Source organism: Nitrosococcus watsonii C-113 (assembly GCF_000143085.1).
Classification (GTDB): domain Bacteria; phylum Pseudomonadota; class Gammaproteobacteria; order Nitrosococcales; family Nitrosococcaceae; genus Nitrosococcus; species Nitrosococcus watsonii.
Window position 1 is genome coordinate 622,857 of record NC_014315.1, and the last position, 19,005, is coordinate 641,861.

15 protein-coding genes and 1 pseudogene are annotated in these 19,005 nt (G+C 49.8%); 10 read left to right on the top strand and 6 right to left on the bottom strand.

Features of this window, described 5'->3' with window-relative positions; all coding sequences use genetic code 11:
- Positions 1-11: 11 nt before the first annotated feature.
- The 5 genes and pseudogenes from NWAT_RS15930 to NWAT_RS02980 form a co-directional block, all read right to left on the bottom strand.
- Positions 12-569, bottom strand: a pseudogene (locus NWAT_RS15930) (MT-A70 family methyltransferase).
- A 153-nt stretch (positions 570-722) separates the two neighbouring features.
- Complete coding sequence (locus tag NWAT_RS02965; protein ID WP_013219667.1) at positions 723-1,961, bottom strand: ribonucleotide-diphosphate reductase subunit beta; 1,239 nt, start codon at positions 1,959-1,961, stop codon at positions 723-725.
- 77 nt (positions 1,962-2,038) lie between these two features.
- Positions 2,039-6,028 (bottom strand): ribonucleoside-diphosphate reductase subunit alpha, encoded by a 3,990-nt coding sequence (locus NWAT_RS02970; protein ID WP_232420240.1) that lies wholly within the window; start codon positions 6,026-6,028, stop codon positions 2,039-2,041.
- Positions 6,029-6,375: 347 nt separating this feature from the next.
- Positions 6,376-6,843 carry a peroxiredoxin gene (locus NWAT_RS02975; protein WP_013219670.1) on the bottom strand — a complete coding sequence of 156 codons (468 nt, stop codon included), beginning with the start codon at positions 6,841-6,843 and terminating at the stop codon, positions 6,376-6,378.
- A gap of 22 nt (positions 6,844-6,865) precedes the next feature.
- The gene (locus NWAT_RS02980) at positions 6,866-7,399 is read right to left on the bottom strand and encodes a glycine cleavage system protein R (protein ID WP_013219671.1); all 534 of its coding nucleotides are present in this window, start codon (positions 7,397-7,399) and stop codon (positions 6,866-6,868) included.
- Between the two features lie 171 nt (positions 7,400-7,570).
- Between NWAT_RS02980 and dapA the strand changes: the two genes are divergently transcribed.
- From dapA to purC, 3 genes are all read left to right on the top strand, one after another.
- Positions 7,571-8,446, top strand: coding sequence for a 4-hydroxy-tetrahydrodipicolinate synthase (gene dapA, locus NWAT_RS02985; RefSeq protein ID WP_013219672.1), 876 nt, complete (start codon positions 7,571-7,573; stop codon positions 8,444-8,446).
- A gap of 114 nt (positions 8,447-8,560) precedes the next feature.
- Positions 8,561-9,487 carry an outer membrane protein assembly factor BamC gene (bamC, locus tag NWAT_RS02990; RefSeq protein ID WP_232420189.1) on the top strand — a complete coding sequence of 309 codons (927 nt, stop codon included), beginning with the start codon at positions 8,561-8,563 and terminating at the stop codon, positions 9,485-9,487.
- Between the two features lie 14 nt (positions 9,488-9,501).
- Complete coding sequence (gene purC / locus NWAT_RS02995; protein WP_013219674.1) at positions 9,502-10,218, top strand: phosphoribosylaminoimidazolesuccinocarboxamide synthase; 717 nt, start codon at positions 9,502-9,504, stop codon at positions 10,216-10,218.
- 40 nt (positions 10,219-10,258) lie between these two features.
- On the opposite strand, the gene pyrC is transcribed toward purC, so the two are convergent.
- Entirely contained in the window at positions 10,259-11,296 is a 1,038-nt protein-coding gene (gene pyrC / locus NWAT_RS03000) for a dihydroorotase (protein ID WP_013219675.1), read from the bottom strand.
- A 270-nt stretch (positions 11,297-11,566) separates the two neighbouring features.
- On the opposite strand from pyrC, the gene NWAT_RS03005 reads away from it, so the two are divergent.
- The 7 genes from NWAT_RS03005 to rimI all read left to right on the top strand — a co-directional run bounded on the left by NWAT_RS03005 (position 11,567) and on the right by rimI (position 18,972).
- The gene (locus tag NWAT_RS03005) at positions 11,567-13,315 is read left to right on the top strand and encodes an acetolactate synthase 3 large subunit (RefSeq protein ID WP_013219676.1); all 1,749 of its coding nucleotides are present in this window, start codon (positions 11,567-11,569) and stop codon (positions 13,313-13,315) included.
- Between the two features lies 1 nt (position 13,316).
- A complete protein-coding gene (ilvN, locus tag NWAT_RS03010) occupies positions 13,317-13,811 on the top strand; it encodes an acetolactate synthase small subunit (RefSeq protein WP_013219677.1) in 495 nt (164 codons plus the stop codon).
- A 252-nt stretch (positions 13,812-14,063) separates the two neighbouring features.
- Complete coding sequence (gene ilvC, locus NWAT_RS03015) at positions 14,064-15,080, top strand: ketol-acid reductoisomerase (RefSeq protein WP_013219678.1); 1,017 nt, start codon at positions 14,064-14,066, stop codon at positions 15,078-15,080.
- Positions 15,080-15,892: a CDP-diacylglycerol--serine O-phosphatidyltransferase gene (gene pssA / locus NWAT_RS03020; protein WP_013219679.1), complete on the top strand. Its 813-nt coding sequence runs from the start codon at positions 15,080-15,082 to the stop codon at positions 15,890-15,892. The genes ilvC and pssA overlap by 1 nt, the downstream gene beginning before the upstream one ends.
- A 261-nt stretch (positions 15,893-16,153) precedes the next feature.
- The gene (locus tag NWAT_RS03025) at positions 16,154-17,689 is read left to right on the top strand and encodes a 2-isopropylmalate synthase (RefSeq protein WP_013219680.1); all 1,536 of its coding nucleotides are present in this window, start codon (positions 16,154-16,156) and stop codon (positions 17,687-17,689) included.
- Between the two features lie 9 nt (positions 17,690-17,698).
- Positions 17,699-18,394, top strand: coding sequence for a uracil-DNA glycosylase (locus NWAT_RS03030; RefSeq protein ID WP_013219681.1), 696 nt, complete (start codon positions 17,699-17,701; stop codon positions 18,392-18,394).
- A gap of 92 nt (positions 18,395-18,486) precedes the next feature.
- Positions 18,487-18,972, top strand: coding sequence for a ribosomal protein S18-alanine N-acetyltransferase (gene rimI, locus NWAT_RS03035; RefSeq protein ID WP_013219682.1), 486 nt, complete (start codon positions 18,487-18,489; stop codon positions 18,970-18,972).
- The last annotated feature ends 33 nt before the right edge of the window (positions 18,973-19,005 follow it).

A 19,005-nucleotide genomic window follows, 5' to 3' on the forward strand; every position in this document is an offset into this window, starting at 1 on the left:
AGCCTGGTTCTTTACTGTTCTGCTTCCTGTAAGGGATAGCGGCGAAGATCAGAGGGTAGTCGGCGGGTTTCAACCGGCCCTTCGCTAAACAGCGCGGTTTGATTTCCCCACCCATCCCAGCCGGATCGAATATGGCGTGCGAACATTTCCAGGTAAGGACCGTCCACTAATTGCTCAATGCGATCATAGGCTTGATCCGGTTTGCGGCTATGTTCCCGCCGCGAAGCCATGATCAGCCGGCGTACGTTAGAGGATTTTCTTTGGGGATGGCCCCTTGTCGCCAGTAAGCATATTTCCGGGTTAGCCCGAGTCCAGAAGCCTAGACCCGTAAAAAAATCCTTTTCAGATAAGTGGTCGGCTTGGGCTGATTTGTTGGGTTTTATCCAATAAAATCCTACTGTTTTGTAGGTAAATCCCTAAGCCTCAATGACTTCCATGGCCCGGGGAAGAAGGGGATCAGTTACCCAGAGGAAGAGGAGGGCATCATGAGTAGTCCATTCCCGTACCGGAATACGGCAGATTTCTGCGATGGACATACAATTATAGTGGGCTTCCGGGCTGCGGCCAATGCCTTTTTTGAATAGGTTTTAAATGTCCAAGGCGGATCGGCGTAGATGACCCTATATTTTTTTTGGCGCAACTAGACCAGAAGTCATTTGGCCCCCAGGAGTTGTAAATGAGATAGCGGGCTGAGTGCCCGCTATGGTTGATTGATGATTCATTTAATCCCAGCTCAAAGCGCCTCCAGTTTGGTATTCTGTGACCCGGGTTTCAAAGAAATTCTTTTCTTTTTTCAGATCTAGAACTTCGGACATCCAGGGGAAGGGGTTGCTGGCGCCAGGATACTGTTCCGGCAGCCCGATTTGGGCGCAGCGGCGGTTGGCAATGAACTTAAGATATTCTTCAAACATGGGCGCGTTGAGCCCGAGCACGCCCCGGGGCATGGTGTCATGGGCGTATTGGGTTTCTAGACTCACAGCTTCTTGGATCATCCGGAGGGTTTCTTGCTTGAATGAGTCTGACCATAGGTGGGGGTTTTCAAGCTTAATTTGATTGATAACATCAATACCAAAGTTCATGTGCATGGACTCATCGCGCATGATGTACTGGAACTGCTCAGCCGTGCCGGTCATCTTGTTGCGGCGACCCATGGAAAGAATCTGGACAAAACCTACGTAAAAAAAGATACCCTCGAAGATGACGTAAAAGGCGATGAGTTCCCGCAGCAGTTTTTGATCGTTTTCCGCAGTGCCAGTATGAAATTGGGGATCAGCCAGGTGTTGGGTGAAAGGCAGGGCCCATTCGGCCTTGCGGGCGACGGCTGGTACTTCCCGGTACATATTAAAAATTTCGCCTTCATCCAGCCCTAGGGACTCTACGCAGTACTGGTAAGCATGGGTATGCACCGCTTCCTCGAAAGCCTGACGGAGCAAGTATTGGCGGCATTCGGGGTTAGTAATATGCCGGTAGACGGCCAACACCAAATTGTTAGCTACCAGGGAGTCAGCGGTGACGAAAAAGCCGAGATTGCGCTTGATAATAGTGCGTTCATCCTCGGTCAGACCATCGGCGCTTTTCCATAGGGCAATATCCGCGTTCATGTTAATTTCTTGCGGCATCCAGTGATTAGCGCAGCCACTGAGATACTTCTCCCAGGCCCAATGATATTTAAAGGGTACTAATTGGTTCAAATCGGCCCGACAGTTGATGATCCGCTTATCATCCACCTGAATCCGGGCCGCGCCCATTTCAATGTCTTCAACCCCTAAAACGCCAGTGCCATTATTACTCCCAGCAGTTGAAGCTGTATGGGGCGTTGGCTTTTCCGCCAGCAATGTTTCCTTTAAGTTGCCTGACATCTCCTCCCCACTCCCATTGTCGTACGCGCCGATGGGAGGCAATTTCTGAGGTTTGGTTTTTTCACTATCAACGCCTGCAAGTGGATTATCCCAATTCAGCATCTTTAAGCTCCTCATTATTAATTAAATTTTTTGACTAGGCTCGATTTACCTGTGCCGTACGGACACGAAGAGATTACCTACTGACAAGCTTCGCAGTCCGGGTCCAGGATGGAACATGCTTGCGGCGCTTCCGATGTCTGAATATAGCTCGATTGGACGGCATTGAGCTTGTTCGCTTGGCCCGAGGTCATAGTGCTCTTCTCCACATGGGTAGCGCCCAGGGAACGCAAGTAATAGGTGGTTTTGAGGCCCCGGACCCAGGCAAGTTTATAGAGGTTATCAAGCTTTTTACCGCTGGGTTCGGCCATATAAAGGTTAAGGCTTTGAGCTTGATCGAGCCACTTTTGACGGCGGGAGGCCGCCTCCACCAGCCAGCGGGGATCGATCTCGAAGGCGGTGGCATAGAGGGTTTTGAGTTCGTCCGGTATGCGGTCAATGGGCTGGGCACTACCATCAAAGTATTTGAGATCGTTGACCATGACCTCATCCCATAAGTTCTGGGCTTTCAAATCCCGGACCAAGTAGGGGTTAATCACCGTAAACTCGCCTGAGAGGTTGGATTTTACGAATAGATTTTGGTAAGTCGGCTCAATGGACTGGCTGACGCCGCAGATATTAGAAATCGTCGCAGTGGGCGCGATGGCCATGCAATTGGAGTTACGCATGCCCACTGTTTTGACCTGTTCCCGTAGGCTATCCCAGTCCAGTGTGCGGGAACGGTCTTGCTGGAAGTAACCGCCACGGTTTTCTTCGAGCAAGCTGATGGAATCGATGGGCAGAATGCCTTGGCTCCAGAGGGAATCTTTGAAAGTGGGGTAACTGCCCCGTTCTGCGGCAAGGTCGCTGGAAGCCTTGATGGCATAGTAACTGATCGCCTCCATGGAATGGTCGGCGAACTCCACGGCGGCTTCTGAGGCATATGGGATACGGCGTTTATAGAGAGCGTCCTGAAACCCCATGAGGCCCAGACCGACGGGTCGATGGCGCAGGTTGGAGCGCCGTGCCGTAGGTACGCTGTAATAATTATAATCGATGACGTTATCCAGCATGCGCATGGCAGTAGTGATGGTTTTCTCCAATTTGGGCAGGTTAAGGCCGTCTTCATCCAGATGTTGAGGGAGGTTGATAGAGCCTAGATTACATACTGCGATTTCATCATCGGAGGTATTCAGGGTAATTTCGGTACATAAGTTTGAAGAGTGGACCACGCCCGCATGCTGTTGGGGGGAACGCAGATTACAGGGGTCTTTAAAAGCGATCCAAGGATGTCCCGTCTCGAATAGCATGGAGAGCATTTTGCGCCATAGATCCACGGCACGCCGCTTTTTAAAATTCTTGATTTCGCCACGGCTAGCCTTGCCCTCATAACCAAGATAGGCTGCTTCAAAAGCTTGGCCTACCAAGTCATGGAGATCCGGGGTTTCATCGGGGGAAAACAAGGTCCAGCCGCCGTTTTCAGCTACCCGCTTCATAAACAGGTCCGGTACCCAGTTAGCGGTATTCATGTCGTGGGTACGGCGGCGATCGTCGCCGGTATTTTTGCGCAGATCAAGAAATTCTTCGATATCAATATGCCAGGTTTCCAGATAGGCGCAGACCGCGCCCTTGCGTTTGCCACCGTTGTGAACCAGGGCTGTAGTGGTCATATAGCTTGGATCGCCTTCGACTTTGAGATCGTAGACGAAGGGTAGGGGGGAGATATTACGTGCGCTGCGCAGGCGGGTGAATAGGCAACCATTATATTCGATCCAGTTGTGCTTGGTGAGTGCGCGGCAGCCGAGGCGTTCCGCGATTTCAGACACGGCGGGAATTCTCACATCCACTGCTCGGCAGATACCGTTAAAACGGATTTCACTGCTATCGCTACGCTGGCCGCTGTGACCCTGCTGGCGTTCACGGTATTGGCCAGCGGTAGGTACGCCTAAGCGCAATAGTTGGTAGCGTAGCCCCTCCGCAAGTAAAAATGAGGTACTAGTAAAATAGATCTCCTTATTTCGACTCACACCACCGTCGGTTTCTAGTAGTCCCTGTACCAAGGCTAGGGTCTGGCGGCGAGGAAGGTGACTGAGCCGATGGTGGATGCGTTTGTTTTCAGTGTGATCATAGAGATCGTCGCGGGTAAATGGAAGAGTGGGGGCGCCAGCGCCGACGATGCGGCCGGTGGTGGCATTGCGAACGGCGGCGCCACGGTCGCTGGCCCAACGAATCTGAGCATAGCGAGTGCCGCGGCTGATTTCCCAGTAGTGAATTCCGCGCCCTTCTAGGTAATGGCGTACGAACTGGAGGTGGTGGTCTCGCCGAGGGTTACCGGAAACCCCCCATTCTCCTCCCTTCTTACAGAGGTGCCCGTCGCCAAGCAATATACCGTATAGGCGAGCGTCATCTTCGGTAAAACCAGCTACCGGCACTATCTCCTTCGGTATTACTTGGGCCACATAATCCCCTTTGGACAACTTTCCGGCTTCGACCCATTCAGGCTGTATTTTGCCGCGGGCAAGCCAGGACAGGGTTCGGTAGCTGGATTGTTTCATGGGTACGCCGCGCAGTGCCCAAAAAGGGTGACCAGTGGTGACTTTGAGTGGCTCGATACCGTGCTTGATACTGAGTTCCACCATGGCTTCAGTCTGATTATAGGCAAACTTGCGGGTTACTTCCCGGTACTCGCCGCATTGACTCAATACTAAATCCCCTGCCTGGATGGCTTTGATGGACTTTATTCCTTCGGCCGTATGTACCAAAGTGTTTGGCGCAAAACATTGATTGACCGCCACGGCAGTATCATTGGTTACCTTTAAAAAAGGCACGACGCCCTGGGATTTGCCGTTGGTCCCTTTGATGTGTGCGCCCATTCCCCGAACCCGAGTCCAGTCGTTGCCGAGCCCGCCCGCATATTTGGAGAGCAGGGCATTATCCTTGATGGCACTATAAATCCCATCCAAGTCATCGGGCACAGTGGTTAAATAACAGGAGGAAAGCTGAGGTCTCAAGGAGCCTGAGTTGAACAAAGTGGGAGTGCTGCTCATAAAGTCAAAGGAGGACAATAGCTCATAGAATTCGATGGCCCGCTCTTCCCGTTCAATTTCATTGATGGCTAGCCCCATGGCAACTCGCATGAAAAAGGCTTGGGGCAACTCAAAACGAGTACCGCCGGAGTGAATGAAATAACGGTCGTAGAGGGTTTGCAAGCCAAGATAAGTGAACTGAAAATCCCGTTCCGGCCGCAAGGCTTGGCCTAGTCGGGTTAAATCGTATTGGGTAAGGCGGCTGTCAATCAATTGTATTTCAGCGCCTTGCCTGATATAGGCAGCAAAATATTCTGGATAGCGTTCGATCATTTCTTGCTGAGTGGCATGGGTTTCCATGCCATGGATGAAGGAAAGCGCCTCCCGACGCAAACTGTCTAACAATAGACGGGCGGTAGCGTAACTGTAATTGGGTTCTTTTTCGATGAAGGTGCGGGCGCTCATGATGAGGGCCCTTTCCACATCCTGTTCCGCAACACCGTCGAAAAGATTACGCAAGGTTTCGTTAAGAATAGCTTGGGGCTGGGTTTCCGGTAGATTTTGGCAAGCTTCTTCTATAATGTGGGTGAGCCGGGCTTTATCCAATGGTGCAGTGTGACCGTCAGCTAAGGTGACTTGGATTGGCGGTTCGGTGGCCTTTTTCTTATTTTTGGCTGCGCCTTGGGCTCTCTCTCGGGCTCGTTCTTCCCGGTAGAGCACGTAGGCTCGCGCTATTTTGTGGTGCCCCCCTCGCATGAGGGCGAGCTCCACCTGATCTTGGATACCTTCGATATGGACGGTGCCCCCCGTCTCTAAACGGCGGGTACAAGCTTCCACCACTTGTTCCGCCAAGTCTTCTACTGTTTGGTGGATGCGTTTGCTCATTGCCGCACCGTTCCCCTCTAGCGCCAGGAAGGCTTTGGTCATGGCGACGGCAATTTTACTGGGATCAAAACCAGTGACTTTGCCGTTGCGGCGAATGACTCGGTATTGGCCAGGGGCTGTGACTCTGATGGCAGGGTCCAAGGTTTCAGGGTCGGGAATCTGTTCTTGGTGGTAGGACATAGTAGAGGATTCCGGTTTCATAGCAGACTCTCAGGCACTAAAATAGAGGTTTAGGATTGTTTTTAAGCTAACGTAAAAACACAAGAAGATGTGGTTAATCAACTTGTATAACACAACATAGGGTGTTTTTAGGTGAAGTGCAAGCGGTAATTGGGTAGACGTTGCTTGGCGCCGTGTGGATAAGTGGCGCCGTGCCTGGCTGGATGGACGTTCCCTTTATAATACTTAATTTTGACGGCCACTCAGAGGAAAAAGAAAGATGAAGGTAGCAGCCTTATTGGAGGTTAGTTTAGTGCTTAAGCATTACAAAATGCGCTTCAACACCGCTTCAGTACCCAAAGGGCTTTTTAGAGAGTTTTGACTGTTGCTAGCACTTCCGCCGCATGATCTTCAACCTTTACCTTGCGCCACTCTTTGCGCAGAATTCCTTCTTGATCGATGAGAAAAGTACTACGCTCTATGCCCTTGACATCTTTGCCGAACATTTTCTTGGGTTTGATAACATCGAATAGCCTGCAAACCTTCTCATCCTTATCCGATAAGAGTTCAAACGGGAAATGCTGCTGCGCTTTGAACGCTTCATGGGATGTTAGGGTATCACGGGAAATACCCAGGATAACGGCGTTAAGGCGCTTGAATGCCGAGTGGAGATCCCGGAAATCCTGCCCTTCCTGGGTGCATCCTGGTGTGTCATCCTTAGGATAGAAATAAAGCACTACGTTTTGGCCTTGTAGTTGCGACAGCTTGATGGTTTGCCCCGAGGTGGCAGGAAGTTCAAAATCGGGGACCGCTTTTCCTATGGTTACTTCAGACATGAGAATCTCTACAATGTAGGGTTTAACGGCCTCGAACAGGCTCCAAAATAGCATCCAAGTTTAAATTATCGCATAATTCCATAAACTGTTCTCTTAGAACGGCAATGGATAGATCGGTAGGCAAGTGAATAATGAGACTAACTGAAAATAAAGGTGCTTCTGTATGCAGTGCGGGATAGCAACGAGTGCTAAGTTCCTCGATAGTAATATTGCGGCTGGCAAAAAAATAAGTTAGCTCATGTATGATACCAGGTTGGTTTATTGATATAGCCTCTACCGCATAGGGCATAAGGGCGTGGTTGCTGGGGCGGGCTTTAGTGCGTTTGCTAAGCATGGTTAAGGTAAGCCGTTGCTTTAAACCGGGCAGCATGGCTTCTAATTTAGCTACTGCGCTCCAGCTGCCAGAGGCGAGCAACTGTATGGTAAATTCTGTTCCAAGCAGGACCATACGGCTATCTTCGATGCTGCAGCCGCTATCCAATATGGCGCTAGTTAATTCCTTTAAAAGCCCAGGCTGGTCATGTCCTATTGCCGAGATTACCAAATGCTGCTGCATCGTGTTTTTGCTTGTACCCTTTTAAAGAAATAGCTAACTAGCTTAGCCGATTACAGCACAGTCGTCACCAATCTGAATTGCCTGTCGGTGAACTGCGACAGAGCCTTGCCATTCCTTAAGTCCATGGGTACCATGCGCGGTTAATTATTATTAATTTATGGGAATAGTGCTATGTTTCATGGCAGCATGGTTGCTTTGGTAACACCGATGCATCCCGACGGCACCCTAGATTGGGAGAGTTTACGGCGGTTAGTTGATTTCCATATAGAAAATAAAACTGACGCGATAGTGACGGTGGGGACTACGGGAGAGTCCCCTACGCTGGAAGTAGAAGAACATATTCGGGTTATCCGTGAAGTTGTGGATCAAGCCCAGGGGCGGTTGCCGGTAATTGCAGGAACAGGCGCTAATTCTACCCGTGAAGCCGAAGAACTGACTCGAGCGGCCTTAGAGGCGGGTGCCGATGCTTGCCTGCTCGTGGTCCCCTATTATAATAGACCCACTCAAGAAGGCTTATATCTCCATTTTAAAGCCATCGCCGAGGCCGTCCCCATCCCTCAGATTCTTTATAATGTGCCTGCTCGGACGGCATGTGATTTGTTGCCGGAGACGGTAGCCCGTTTGGCGGATATTTCCAATATTATTGGCATTAAGGAGGCTACGGAAAATATCGCCCGAGGGCACCAAATTCTAGAATTGTGTGGCGATAAGCTCGATCTCTATAGTGGTGAAGATAGTACTGCTATGGAATATATGCTAATAGGAGGCCAGGGAACGATTTCGGTAACCGCTAATGTAGCGCCTAAGGCTGTGCATGAAATGTGTGCCGCGGCGCTACAAGGTGATCGCAAGGCTGCGGAAGCCATCAATACTAGGTTACGACCCCTTTATGCTGCCCTATTTGTTGAAGCCAATCCTATTCCCGTGAAATGGGCCTTGTCTGAGATGGGTTTGATTACTCCGGGTATCCGCTTACCCTTGACCGTGTTGTCGGAACGTTATCATGAATCGCTACGGCAAGCATTACGCCAAGAGCAGATTCTGTAGTAAGGTTAAAAGTATCGGAATATGGGCATAAGGATATGGAGATACTACGCTATTTTGTGGATAATCCCCCTAGCCTTGGGGGGGTGCAGTATCTTTTCTGCGCTGGATGAGTTAGTGCCTGATAATACTAAGGAATACCGTAAGGCCCAAATCTTACCACCCCTGGATATTCCTCCTGATCTAAGCGCTGAAGCTATTCGGACTAACATCATAGAGGACGATGGCGGTACAGCGACCTATTTAGAATATCAAGAGCAAGGCCGTAACCCCTTGATGGATATTTATGGGGTGGAGTCAGATAGAAAACCCCGTTTGGAAGGTGAGGGGGAAGAACAACGGTTGCTGGTTCCGGAAGACCAGAAGAAAGTATGGGAACGGGTACGCAGCTTCTGGGATGAAAATGGCCTTGAAATCAAGGCTGAGGATATCCGTATTGGATTTATGGATACCACCGGTCCTTCTGAGCAGGATAGTTATCGGGTTCGTATTGAGCGTGGAGAGACTCCTCGGTCCACTGTTATTCACTTAAAACAAATTACTGCTGAGCCTGATCTGCGGCAGGCAGAAACTATGCTCCGCCGTTTAGCTGAATATCTGGGGGCATTGTATGCACAGGATCTCGCCCGGGCCGAGCAGAACAGCCGGCGGACTACTGCCAGCCCTAGCCGTATCCATATGCTGGATGGGGGCACGGCTATGGAGATGGCTGAAGACTTCTCGCGCGCTTGGCGCCAGGTGGGGTTGGTGCTTGATCAAAAAGGGTTCTCCGTAGAAGACCGAAATCGCTCCCGAGGCGTTTACTATATTCGCTATAAAGATCCTTTTACGCAGCCGCAAGAAGCGGATTCAGGCTGGTTTTCCAAGCTGGCCTTTTGGGAGGATGATGAAGAAGATGAAGATGAGCAAAGTCGTTACCAGATAAAGTTAATCTCGGACGGTGCGGCAACTCGGGTAGTTATCCTTGATACTGAGGGGCGGCGCGATGAGTCAGCTACCGCGAAACGCTTATTATCCTTGCTAGGTGAGCAATTGACTGAGTAGAGAGAAGGAAGTATATGTCGATAAAAAAACAATCTGAGCTTTATTCTGGTAAAGCCAAGACCGTTTACACAACGGATGATCCTACCCTGCTAATTCTGCATTTCCGTGACGATACTTCTGCCTTTGATGGGAAGAAAATTGAGCAGCTCAGTCGTAAGGGAGAAATCAATAATAAATTTAACGCCTTCATTATGGAAAAACTGGCGGCAGCAGGTATTCCAACTCATTTCGAGCGACTGCTGAGTGGACAAGAATCTCTCGTTAAGCGCTTGGAGATGTTTCCCATCGAGTGTGTGGTGCGTAATATTGCGACTGGTAGCTTGTGCCGGCGATTAGGCGTGCAAGATGGCCTTGATTTAGTCCCTCCCGTGTTTGAGTTCTTCCTTAAGGATGATGCCCGCCATGATCCCATGATTAACGAGTACCATATCCGCACTTTTGGTTGGGCAAATTTGGAACAAGTTGAGCGAATGAAGGAATATACTTTTAAGATTAATGATATCTTAAAAGTATTATTCTTGGAGGCAGAGTTGTTGCTAGTGGATTATAAGCTAGAATTCGGTGATGCTCGAGGCCAGGTTTTGTTAGGCGATGAATTCACCCCTGATGGTTGCCGTCTTTGGGATGTGGAAACCCGTGAAAAATTGGATAAGGATCGGTTCCGTCATGGGCTAGGGGGGGTTACGGAAGCCTATGAGGAGGTAGCTCGGCGCTTAGGTATGTCGTTATAGGCATGCTTTTCAGGTATTTGTAGCACAACGGCATGGTTATCTACTCAGCAAGGCGCCAGGCAACCATTGTTCCCCCACGCAGGGGTATTAACGTATCATCCCCATAAGGCAAGCTATCCGGTACTTGCCATGGAATTTTGGTGAGCGTCACCGTGTCTTGGTTGCGGGGCAAACCATAAAAACCAGGCCCATGAAAGCTGGCGAATCCCTCTAGCTTTTCCAGAGCACCTGCTTCTTCGAAAGCCTCGGCATAAAGTTCCAAGGCGGCATGGCTGTTGTAGATTCCGGCGCAGCCGCAGGCTGTTTCCTTAGCGGTTTTGGCATGGGGTGCGCTATCTGTTCCCAGAAAAAATTTGGGGTTGCCGCTAGTAGCCGCAGCTACCAGGGCTTGGCGATGGGTTTCCCGTTTGAGTACCGGTAGGCAGTAATAATGGGGTTGAATGCCACCTGCTAGCAGGGCATTACGGTTAAGCAACAGGTGGTGCGGGGTGATGGTGGCGGCAATATTGTGTGCTCCTGCCTTGATAAATTCTACTGCCTCTTGGGTGGTGATATGCTCTAGCACTACCCGTAAGGCTGGGAAATCATGGAGCAGCGGGCTGAGGTGGCGGTCAATAAAAACCCGTTCTCGATCAAAGATATCGACCGTAGGATCGGTTACTTCGCCATGGACTAACAATGGCAATTGCTGCTGTTGCAAGGCTTCTAGTACGGGATAAAGTTTGCCCAAGTGGTTAACGCCGAAATCGGCGTTGGTGGTTGCCCCTGCGGGATATAATTTAACCGCATAGATATGCCCGCTGTTCCGAGCGCGAGTGATTTCTTCGGGTATGGTATTATCAGTAAGATAGAGGGTCATTAAGGGTTCAAAGCCTAAATTTTTAGGCTGGGCCGCAAGAATACGTTTCCGGTAAGCCAGTGCTTGCGCGGTAGTGGTAATAGGTGGCCGCAGATTAGGCATAATGATGGCTCGGGCGAAACGGCGGCCTGTGGCCGGAACAATGTCTGTGAGTATTTTTCCGTCCCGTAAGTGCAGGTGCCAATCGTCAGGGCGAGTCAGTTGTAGCGTTGTTACCATAGTTTGTAATCTACCATGGAAGTGCGTGATTGATAGTAGTAGTTTGAGGGAAGTTTTTATCTAGAATGCTAGGGGGGCTATCGGGGTGCGCTCAATATTTTTTTGATAACCTTTACTTTTAGTACCCCTGCAATAAGGACTTAGAGATAGGGATTCTATCTTGACCCAAAGTTAGGATCTAGTTAGTGTGTTTGAGTAACTATTTAAATATTACCAGCAGGTTCTGTTTGTGGGCGAATTAACTTTGATAAATTTAGAGAGGTTTCTGCCGTGGATCTCTTGAATGGTGCTGAGATCCTCGTCCGGTGTCTGCAAGACGAAGGTGTAGAATATATCTTTGGCTATCCGGGCGGTGCCGTATTGCATATTTACGATGCGCTCTATCAGCAGGAAGCAGTTAAGCATATCTTAGTACGCCATGAGCAGGGGGCGGCCCATGGTGCTGATGGCTATGCCCGTGCTACGGGTAAGCCTGGCGTGGTGCTGGTCACTTCCGGCCCTGGCGCTACCAATGCGGTTACCGGGATTGCCACAGCTTACATGGATTCCATTCCTATGGTGGTGATTACTGGCCAAGTGCCACGAGCGGCTATTGGGAGTGATGCTTTCCAAGAAGTGGATTCCGTAGGGATTACCCGCCCTTGCGTTAAGCATAATTTCTTGGTTAAAGACCTTAATGATCTGGCTTTAACGATTAGAAAAGCCTTTTACATTGCTACTACTGGCCGTCCAGGTCCTGTGGTGGTGGATATTCCCAAGGACGTCACCGCTCCTAATGTCAAGATCCCCTACCATTACCCTGAACAGCTTACCTTGCGCTCTTATCATCATCCGGTGACCGTGGAAACTCCCGAGCAAGTAAAAAGGGCCGTCGAGCTCATCTTGTCTGCCCGCCGCCCTATGATTTATACGGGTGGAGGGATAGTTCTCGGCAATGCGGCTCAGCCGTTAACTGAATTCGTTCGATGGCTTGGTTATCCTGTCACCAATACTTTAATGGGGCTGGGAGGGTATCCTGGCACTGATCCCCAGTTTGTAGGTATGCTAGGAATGCACGGGACCTATGAAGCCAATATGGGAATGCACGAGTGTGATGTGCTGATTGCTATTGGCGCCCGCTTTGATGATCGCGTGACGGGTAATTTAGAGCAGTTTTGCCCTTATGCCAAAATTATTCATGTGGATATTGACCCTTCCAGTATTTCTAAAAATGTACAAGTCGACGTCCCTATCGTGGGGGATGTGGGTTTGGTGCTGAAGGAGATGATCACGGCCTTAAAAAGCGCGGACAAGAAGCCTGATGGGGAGGCATTGAACAAGTGGTGGTCTCAAATTGAGGAATGGCGGGGGCGTCGTTGTTTGCGTTACCAGCAAGATGGCGAGCTTATTAAGCCGCAGTATATTATCGAAAGGCTTTATGCGATCACGAAGGGAGAGGCTTATATTACTTCCGATGTCGGGCAGCACCAGATGTGGACAGCCCAGTTCTATAAGTTTGACAAGCCGAGACGGTGGATCAATTCGGGGGGGCTGGGAACCATGGGATTTGGCTTGCCAGCGGCGATGGGTGTGCAATTGGCTTATCTTGACGCACCGGTGGTTTGTGTGACCGGCGAGGCCAGTATCCAGATGTGTATCCAGGAGCTATCCACCTGTATGCAGTACTCTTTGCCCATCAAAATCGTGAATCTTAATAACCGCTATATGGGAATGGTGCGCCAATGGCAGGAATTTTTCTATGACCGGCGCTACTCTCATTCCTACATGGATGCTTTACCTGATTTTGTGAAGCTGGCTGAGGCTTATGGTCATGTAGGCATGCAGATAGAAAAGCCGGGAGATGTAGACGCCGCCTTGAAAGAGGCTTTCGCGCTCAAGGACCGGCTGGTATTTTTAGATTTTATTACTGATCAGGCGGAGAATGTGTATCCGATGATTGCTCAAGGTAAGGGGCATCATGAGATGCACTTGGCCCCTGAATGTAAGGTGCCCCAATCCCTGGAAAGAGAATGGGCCTGACATGCGTCATATCATTTCTTTACTCATGGAAAATGAATCCGGGGCTTTATCTCGGGTTGCAGGTTTGTTTTCCGCGCGAGGCTATAATATTGAGTCCCTGACCGTAGCACCTACGGAAGATCCCTCCTTGTCCCGTATGACTTTGGTGACCACTGGTTCGGATGAGATCATCGAGCAAATCTTGAAGCAGCTCAACAAACTGGTTGATGTGGTTAAGTTGGAGGATCTTACCGAGGGAGCGCATATTGAGCGGGAGTTAATGCTGATCAAAGTGGCGGCTACCTCGGCGGCTGAAAGGGATGAGGTTAAACGTTTAAGCGATATTTTCCGTGGCCGCATCATTGATGTTGCCGATAATACTTATACTATAGAACTTACGGGTAGTGGTAATAAACAGGACGCTTTTATTCAGGTGCTTAAGGAATTCCAAATTTTGGAAACTGTCCGCTCTGGAGCGATGGGAATTGCCCGTGGTGTAAAAGGGTTGCAACTCTAGGTGAATTGTAGTCAGAGATTAGTTGTGGCGCCAAAAGATAAATGGCCGCTGTTTTTTTACGGTTTTCTCCTTGCCTTTGCTTCTGAAGCTACGATAAAGATTTCGATCCCTGCCTAGTTACAAAGGCCGAAAGGAGTTCGCTAAAAGCAAGCATTAACCGCTATTTGATGGGGCGGTTTTGTCGTTTTAATTGTTATCCAGCGATCTCGAACTTTATACACTTTTAAAAATTAACGTTGCGATGAGGAAGCAATGAATATCTATTATGATAAAGATTGTGATCTATCCTTGATCCAAGGTATGCGGGTTGCCATTATCGGTTATGGTTCCCAAGGGCATGCTCACGCGAATAATCTTAAGGACTCGGGTGTGGAGGTGGTGGTCGGTTTGCGCTCCGGTTCGGCTTCTGTGGCCAAAGCCGAGAATGCGGGTTTGACCGTTTTGCCTATTGAGGCAGCGATTAAGGAAGCGGATCTGGCGATGATCTTAGCGCCGGATGAACATCAGTCAAAGCTTTATCAGGAAGATATCGAACCTCACCTAAAGCAAAATGCTACCTTAGCATTTGCCCACGGTTTTAATATTCATTTTAAGCAAATTGAGCCGCGCGCTGATCTCGATGTCATTATGGTGGCTCCCAAGGGGCCTGGGCATTTGGTGCGATCCACTTATACCCAAGGAGGGGGGGTGCCCTCTTTGATCGCTGTGCATCAAGATTTTTCTACTAAGGCGAAAGAGGTCGCTTTATCTTACGCTGCGGCAAATGGAGGCGGACGAGCGGGGATCATCGAGACGGCTTTTAGAGAAGAGACAGAAACGGACCTGTTTGGGGAGCAGGTTGTTCTTTGTGGGGGGGTGACAGCGCTGGTACAGGCGGGCTTCGAAACACTGGTGGAAGCAGGATATGCGCCCGAAATGGCCTATTTTGAATGTTTGCACGAGCTTAAGCTCATTGTCGATCTCATGTACGAAGGTGGTATCGCTAATATGCGTTATTCCATCTCTAATACCGCTGAATATGGTGATTTTACTCGTGGCCCACGCATTATCGATGATAAAACTAAAATGGAGATGCGCCGTATTCTTAGCGAGATCCAAAGTGGTGAGTTTGCCCGCGAGTTTATTCTGGAAAACCAAGCAGGAGCCCCTACTCTTAAGGCAAAACGTCGCTTAGGACAAGAGCATCTAATTGAACAAGTTGGGGAAAGATTGCGATCAATGATGCCGTGGATTGGGAAAAGTCGTATTGTGGATAAAAGTAAAAACTAGTGACGGTAAATTTGGATAAGAAGCGTCCAATTGCTGAGCGGGGGGGTAATGGTCGGCGCCGCAGAGGAATCTACCTTCTTCCCAACCTGCTGACCACGGCAGGCCTGTTTGCGGGTTTTTATGCCATTGTAGCAGCCATGAATGGCCATTTTGACGCAGCGGCCGAGGCTATCTTTATAGCGATGTTAATGGATGGAGTGGATGGGAGAATTGCTCGTTTGACCAATACTCAAAGTGCTTTTGGCGCGGAGTATGATAGTTTGGCGGATATGGCCTCTTTCGGGCTAGTACCGGCACTGGTCATTTATGAATGGACGCTCTATGGGTTGGGAAAATTGGGCTGGTTAGCCGCTTTCCTCTACGCGGCTTGCGCTGCTCTAAGGTTGGCCCGTTTTAACACGCAGGTAGGAATCGCCGATAAACGTTATTTCCAGGGTTTGGCAAGTCCTTCCGCAGCTGCTTGTTTAGCAGGATTGGTGTGGTTTGCCACGGATGCCGGTATAGCTGGGGATAATCTCATGATTCCGGCTTTCATCCTTACCGTTGCAACAGCCGTTTTTATGGTCAGCAATATTCGTTACTATAGTTTTAGAGGTTTAGGGAATGGGGATAAGGTCCCTTTTGTGACTATTTTGGCGGTCGTATTGGTGTTTGTCTTAATATCAGCCGATCCGCCCAAGGTATTATTCATCGCTTTTCTGCTTTATGCTTTATCAGGGCCAGTAGTGACCTTGGTGCGGCTGCACCAACATCGAGCACAATCTCGAGTGCAGCGCCGGGCTGCCAAACTACCGGACGGCAATGAGAAATAGAGGCATTGGCATTTACCAATAACCGCGATATAGTAGTTGTTATGTCTGGATTAATACCCTTTATTTACCCTTTCAATGGCTCTATTCTAGAGCTTTGTGGCCTTTATGTGGCTGCCCTACTCTTGCTGCTGCCCTGCTAAGGGGCAAAAAATAATCAATCCAATTATTCAATCAGCAGTTGCGCCAGCAAGTCCACAAGACTTGGCGGTGCATTAATTTCGTTGTACATCTAACGGTGTATAAAGAGTAGGTTAGCCAATAATGAAAGATAATTTAATTGTTTTCGATACGACTTTACGGGATGGTGAACAAAGTCCTGGTGCTTCCATGACTCGGGAAGAGAAAGTGCGGATTGCCAAAGCCTTGGAACGTATGAGAGTCGATGTTATTGAGGCGGGTTTTCCAGTAGCTAGCCAAGGTGATTTTGAAGCGGTGCAAGCGGTGGCTAGGAGTGTGCGGGAGAGCACGGTGTGTGGTTTAGCCCGGGCGCTCGGGGCGGATATTGATCGTGCTGGCGAAGCTTTGGCGGAGGCCAAGTCTGCGCGCATTCATACTTTTATTGCGACTTCGCCTATTCATATGAAAAGGAAGCTCCGGATGGAGCCGGATCAAGTCTTAGAACATGCCGTTAAAGCCGTGAAGCGGGCGAGAGAATATACTGATGATGTGGAATTTTCCCCGGAAGATGCAGGCCGTTCAGAGATCGAGTTTCTATGCCGTATTCTGGAAGCCGTTATTGCTGCCGGTGCTCGGACTGTTAATATTCCTGACACTGTGGGCTACAATCTCCCGGACCAGTTCGCTCAACTTATCCGTACGCTGCGTGAGCGGGTGCCGAACTCGGATAAAGCCGTTTTCTCAGTCCATTGCCACAATGATTTAGGCATGGCGGTAGCCAATTCTTTGGCTGCCGTAATGAGTGGCGCTCGCCAGGTAGAATGTACCATTAATGGCTTGGGGGAGCGGGCTGGCAATGCTGCCCTTGAGGAGGTAGTCATGGCGGTCCGGACTCGCCAAGATTTCTTTCCTTGCGACACTAATATCGATATTAGTCAAATCGTTCCTACTTCTCGTTTAGTCTCGGGAATTACCGGTTTTCCTGTACAGCCGAATAAAGCCATCGTGGGCGCCAATGCCTTTGCCCATGCATCAGGCATTCATCAGGATGGTGTGCTCAAGGAACGCCAAACCTATGAGATTATGAATGCAGAAGATGTGGGCTGGCATGCTAGCCGGATGATCCTTGGCAAGCATTCGGGGCGCAACGCGTTCCGGGCCCGTTTAAGGGAATTGGGTATTGAGCTCGAGACCGAGGAAGAGTTAAATACTACTTTTCAGCGTTTCAAGGAGCTAGCGGACAAAAAACACGAAATATATGATGAAGATCTTCAGGCGCTGGTAACCGATGCTAATTTGGCCGCTGAAAATGAGCGCTTCAAACTCTCATGGCTTAAGGTGGTTTCAGAAACGGGAGAAACCGCAATAGCGTCTGTCACCCTAAATGTGGATAGTATAGAGCGGCAGGCATCCGCTCCTGGAGGCGGGCCGGTGGACGCTGCTTATAAGGCTATTGATTCTATTCTTCAGAGTAACACGGAGTTATTGCTTTATTCGGTCAATAGTATTACCAGTGGTACGGATGCTCAGGGAGAGGTAACGGTTCGGCTGAAGAAAAATGGGCGTATTGTAAACGGCCAGGGCGCGGATACCGATATCGTGATGGCCTCGGCCAAGGCTTACGTCAACGCTCTAAACAAGATTTTATACCCAGTAGAGCGTGCCTACCCTCAGGTTTGAGGTAAATGTATGGATTCCCGCCAGCGATACTATTTAGAGAAGATGGGAATCCAGGTTTGGCAACAGCGCCAGCCTACAAGCACTGGGAAAACGCCGCTGGTGGAAACGGGCGAAGAACCTATTCCAGTAGCCCCATCTGCCGGGGTGATGTCGGAATGGGAGGAGCTTGCTGTCCAGGTGGCCGGTTGCAAGGCTTGCTCGTTGCATCGTAGCCGTACGCAAACCGTATTTGGGGTAGGAGATCAAGCGGCAAAATGGCTGATTGTTGGGGAGGCGCCGGGGGCTGAGGAAGATCGCCAAGGCGAGCCCTTTGTGGGCCGGGCAGGACAGCTGCTCAATGCAATGCTAGAGGCAGTAGGATTGCAGCGAGGACAGGTCTATATTGCGAATATCCTCAAATGCCGCCCCCCCAACAATCGGGATCCACTACCTGAAGAGGTGGCCCATTGTGAATCTTACCTTCGCCGTCAAATTGCCTTGCTGCGGCCTCGCATTATCCTAGCGGTAGGGCGGGTAGCAGGGCAAAATCTTCTCAAGTCCTCGCTCCCCTTGGGGCGCTTGCGCGGCAGCGTACATCAATACCCAGAGACGGCTATTCCTTTAGTCGTAACCTATCATCCAGCCTACCTATTGCGTGCACCGCGGGAGAAACGTCGAGCATGGCAGGATTTGCGGTTAGCACTCAAGGTATATCGGGAATTTTGAGAATGCCTGCGGTATTATCAAAAGTGTTGTCCTGAGTGCTTAAGAATATATTTTCTGGCAAAGATAGCAAACTGTTCCGTTGGTAGGAAAGGGTGACGAAATTGTTTCCAAAGTTACTGCGCAGGCTGCGGCTTTTTTCTCCCCGGCCTATGAGAGAGGCCGACTTGAAAGTGGTCGGAGCGATTGAGCGGGCAGCCTGCGCTTTTCCCTGGACTGAGGGTACCTTTGCTGATTGCTTACAGGCTGGCTATGATGCCTGGGTCTATGAGCGAGGAGGCAAGATTTATGGCTACGGGATGGTAGCGGTAAAGGCCGGCGAAGCTCATGTACTTAATATTTGTGTTCACCCGGACTACCATCACCAAGGCTGTGGAGGATATATCGTCCGCCATCTTTTAAAGATTTCTGGTAAGCGAGGCGCCAATACTGTTTTTCTTGAGGTACGTCCTTCTAATAGCCCGGCGATTCGTCTCTACCATAAATTTGGTTTTAATGAAATTGGAACCCGTAAAGGTTATTACCCGGCCCACAAAGGCCGTGAAGATGCTTTGTTGCTAGCCTTACACTTAGCCGATTAATTTATAATTGCCTGTAATCCTTGGGAAGTAAGC

Excerpts from the sequence above, each read along its gene's own strand:
- NWAT_RS02965 (WP_013219667.1), bottom strand. The coding sequence starts at position 1,961 with ATGCTGAATTGGGATAATCCACTTGCAGGCGTTGATAGTGAAAAAACC.
- NWAT_RS02970 (WP_232420240.1), bottom strand. The coding sequence starts at position 6,028 with ATGTCCTACCACCAAGAACAGATTCCCGACCCTGAAACCTTGGACCCT.
- NWAT_RS02975 (WP_013219670.1), bottom strand. The coding sequence starts at position 6,843 with ATGTCTGAAGTAACCATAGGAAAAGCGGTCCCCGATTTTGAACTTCCT.
- NWAT_RS02980 (WP_013219671.1), bottom strand. The coding sequence starts at position 7,399 with ATGCAGCAGCATTTGGTAATCTCGGCAATAGGACATGACCAGCCTGGG.
- dapA (WP_013219672.1), top strand. The coding sequence starts at position 7,571 with ATGTTTCATGGCAGCATGGTTGCTTTGGTAACACCGATGCATCCCGAC.
- purC (WP_013219674.1), top strand. The coding sequence starts at position 9,502 with ATGTCGATAAAAAAACAATCTGAGCTTTATTCTGGTAAAGCCAAGACC.
- pyrC (WP_013219675.1), bottom strand. The coding sequence starts at position 11,296 with ATGGTAACAACGCTACAACTGACTCGCCCTGACGATTGGCACCTGCAC.
- ilvN (WP_013219677.1), top strand. The coding sequence starts at position 13,317 with ATGCGTCATATCATTTCTTTACTCATGGAAAATGAATCCGGGGCTTTA.
- ilvC (WP_013219678.1), top strand. The coding sequence starts at position 14,064 with ATGAATATCTATTATGATAAAGATTGTGATCTATCCTTGATCCAAGGT.
- NWAT_RS03025 (WP_013219680.1), top strand. The coding sequence starts at position 16,154 with ATGAAAGATAATTTAATTGTTTTCGATACGACTTTACGGGATGGTGAA.
- NWAT_RS03030 (WP_013219681.1), top strand. The coding sequence starts at position 17,699 with ATGGATTCCCGCCAGCGATACTATTTAGAGAAGATGGGAATCCAGGTT.